Consider the following 3,445-nt stretch of genomic DNA (forward strand, 5'->3'; position numbering starts at 1 on the left):
CCACGATGTCCACCGCGGGGTCGTCGAGCAGCGCTTCCACGGAAGGGTACACCGTAGGCACCTCGAAAATCCGGGCGGTCCGGTCCGCCTTGTCGCCGTCTGCGTCCGTCAACCCGACGACATTGAATCCAGCCTTGCGATAGGCGGGGAGGTGCGCGGCGTTCACGATCCCTCCCGCCCCGATGATGCCGATTCCGTAATCCTGCTTGTTTCCAAGTTTCGGACGATAGTCCAGATCCAGGCTCATCGCGCGTATCTCCTTGCTTTTGGTTCGATTTTTTATACCGGTAACCTCTGTTTCGGAAACGCAGTTATAATACGGCCACGCGGGCAGGCCCGACAGGAAAAACGCCTCGAATCCTCTGGTCCGGGACAGCCCGTCAGTGTATCATGCACACCCACGGCTCTTCGATGATCCTGTTCTCAAGGTCCTTACATGATCCTGGATAAATCCTTCATAACGCGCATTCTGCGCGGCAGGCCGTACCTGGCCGTGACCGCGGTCCTGACGATAGCCGCGGTGGCCATGACGCAGATGCCCCTCGTGGATGACCTCGGATTCGAGTTCGCCTTCCTGACCGCCTTCATTGCTACCTTTGCCGTAGGCCTGATGACCATTCATCTCGTGGCCGGGTGGCGGTCGGATCGCGGGCAGCATCCCCACGGGCAGCCCACCCGCATGCAGCCCACCCGCATGCAGCCCACCCGCCTGTCGGCGATGCTCGTCCTGCTCTTCGGCCTTTCTCTCTCGACGCTCCTGCTGCCGATGGCCGTGATGTTTGTCAAGAGCTGGATCAGCGGTTTCTGCAACGTGCCCGAAGGCCTTGCGTTCTACCTGCTGCTCCCCGGCATAAGCGTCCTGTGGTCTACCGCCGTCGCGTTGGTATGCGTGCTGGCTGTGGAACGAAGACTGCGCGCCTCGCTGCTTTTTCTGGGGGTCATGTTCGTATCGATCGGCATCAGCCTCTATCGCCTGGCGACCCAGCCGCCCGTATTCGTGTACAATCCGATCATCGGCTACTTCCCCGGGCCGATCTACGATGAAGTCGTGGTGATCACCACGACGCTGCTCACGGCACGGGCCATCGTGCTCGTCAGCGTGCTGGCGATGGCCGCCGGCCTATACCTCTGTTTCGACCCGTCGACCTGGAAGCTCCGTCCAGCACGGCTTCTGGCGTTCCGCGGCGGCAATCCGGACGGCGGGAGAGCCGCATCCACTGGAAGCGCCACGCCCGGCGAAAGCGCCACGCTCCCCCAGACCCCCACGCCCGCTGCATCCGGAATGGCCATGCGGGTGCTGTTCCTGGCGTGTCTTGCCGTGCTGGCGGTCGCCTACGTCTACCGGGCGCCACTGGGGATCGTCATCGACCGGCAGCATATCCAGCAGACCCTTGGGGGGCACAGGCAGACGGCCCACTTCGACATCTACTACGATCTGAACACCATTTCGGCCTGGAACATCGATCTCATCGCCCGGGACCACGAATATCAACTCGCCCGGGTCACAGACTACCTGGACGTGCGGCCTCCGTCCACGCGCATCGCCTCGTACATCTATGCCCACGCAGACCAGAAGAAACGGCTCATGGGCGCCCGGCATACCTCCATGGAACGCCCGGGGGCGGATGAAATGCATCTCAACAACGCGTCATTTCCCCATCCCGTGCTGAAACATGAACTGGTGCATGTCGTGTCCGCCGCTTTCGGAAACGCACTCTACGGAGGCAGCTACTGGATAGGATTCCACGAAGGCCTGGCCGAGGCGGTGGACTGGCAGGATGCCCCCATGAACCCGCACGAGTGGAGCCGCGCCATGCGCGAGCTTGGCCTCGCGCCGCCTCTGGAGAACCTGCTGAGCATGACGGGATTCTGGACGGCCGCATCCTCGCGCAGTTACACGCTCTGCGGATCTTTCGTTCGCTTCCTGATCGAACGCCATGGCCTGTCCGCATTCAAGAAGGCCTTTCCTGAAGGCGCCGTGGAGGAAGCCTACGGCCGGACTACGGCGGAACTGATCGCCGAGTGGGAGACCTTCGTGGATGGCATTCAATTGCGGGAAGACCAGCTCCGCATCGCCCGCCAGCGGTTTATTCGACCCGCCATTTTCAGGCGGCACTGTCCCCACGAGGTGGCCGCTTTGAACGACCGGGCCTGGCAGGCCTACAATGCGCGCCGGTATTCGGAGGCCGTGCGTGATTTCGACCGCGTGCTCGAGTTGGCGCCGGAGAATCCTTCGGCCCTGAGAGGTCTGCTGTACGGGACCTACCGGCTGGCGGACTACGAACGGACCGAGTCGGCCGCCTTGCTGATCGAGCGGCCGGACCAGACCGTCGGGCTGCTGGCGGACGCCCACCTGGTCCGGGGTGACACGGCCTGGAAGACGGGAAGAATTGACGATGCCAGGCGCAGCTACGAAGCGGTCGTGGACCTGCAGGCATCGGACGATATGTCGCGCGGTGCGTCCATCCGGATGGAGGTGCTCGACCGGGAGCCGATCAGGGATACGATCATGGCCTACCTGACCGCCGTAAGTGGCCATTGGCGCCTCGTCCTGTCCGTGCGGGACACGGGCGATCTCGCGCCTGACTACGGGGCAGGCTACTACCTCTTGGGCCGCTGGCTGTTCCTCTCCGGATCCTATGAACAGGCGTTGAAATATCTGTCGAAAGCCGATGCGCTCGGACTCCCGGGCGAACTCGTGCGACAGGAAAGCCTGCGGCTGGAAGCCATGGCTTACTTCTACCTGGAGCGTTACGAACAGTCGGCCGAGACCTTCGGACGCCTGGCAGCGCTGGCCGGCTCAGGCGGCGTGGCGAGGACATGGGAAGCGTGGATAGACCGGTGCCGGTGGTATCGGGAGACAGAATCGGAAGCTTCAAGCGTTGAAGCGGATGCGGAAGTGCCTGATCGTTGAGACGGTCGCCGCGGTGTCGGCTACCATCCCGATATGGACTGGTTCAGGATCTCCTCGGCCATTTTGTCGATCGCGGTTTCGATGGCCGGCTCCCGGTCGGTTTCCGTACCCGTATCTATCGCGTAGTCGCCAAAGGTCCGCAGCTGCCTTTCCTCCCAGACCACTTCCTTCTTGTCCACGGTTTCAAAACGTACGTCCACCACGATCCACAGGCGGACTTCCCGGGCTGTCGTTCCCTCGGAGAACGCCACGGACTCCTCCTGTATATCGGTGATCACCCCGATGATGGCCGCGTCCGCCTGTCGGATGCCCACGATCCGGTACTCGCCATTGGTGAGAAACTGCTCGATGACGGTATCCGTCAGGGTCTCCTCGATACCGGGCTCCACCGTGGTGTTCTCGAAAAGCGGTATGACGATATCGCGAATGTCCCCGGAACGCGATCCTTGTGACGTGGAGTAGTAGCACGCGGTGATCATCATGAAGACGCAAAGGAACGCGTTCCGGGGACATTCGCGATATCGTCATACC

General features: G+C 62.3%; 3 protein-coding genes. 1 reads left to right on the plus strand and 2 read right to left on the minus strand.

What is annotated here, in order from left to right; genetic code table 11:
- Nucleotides 1-247 (minus strand): Gfo/Idh/MocA family oxidoreductase (locus OXG98_01615; protein ID MCY3770711.1); only part of this gene is annotated, 247 nt, incomplete at its 3' end.
- A gap of 189 nt (nucleotides 248-436) precedes the next feature.
- Here OXG98_01615 and OXG98_01620 point away from each other — a divergent pair.
- On the plus strand, nucleotides 437-2,914 hold the full coding sequence (locus OXG98_01620; GenBank protein ID MCY3770712.1) for a tetratricopeptide repeat protein: 2,478 nt from the start codon (nucleotides 437-439) through the stop codon (nucleotides 2,912-2,914).
- Nucleotides 2,915-2,934: 20 nt separating this feature from the next.
- Here OXG98_01620 and lptE read toward each other — a convergent pair whose 3' ends face one another.
- Nucleotides 2,935-3,396, minus strand: coding sequence for an LPS assembly lipoprotein LptE (gene lptE, locus OXG98_01625; protein MCY3770713.1), 462 nt, complete (start codon nucleotides 3,394-3,396; stop codon nucleotides 2,935-2,937).
- Between the last annotated feature and the right edge of the window lie 49 nt (nucleotides 3,397-3,445).

It is taken from the genome of Gemmatimonadota bacterium (genome assembly GCA_026706345.1).
Classification (GTDB): domain Bacteria; phylum JAAXHH01; class JAAXHH01; order JAAXHH01; family JAAXHH01; genus JAAXHH01.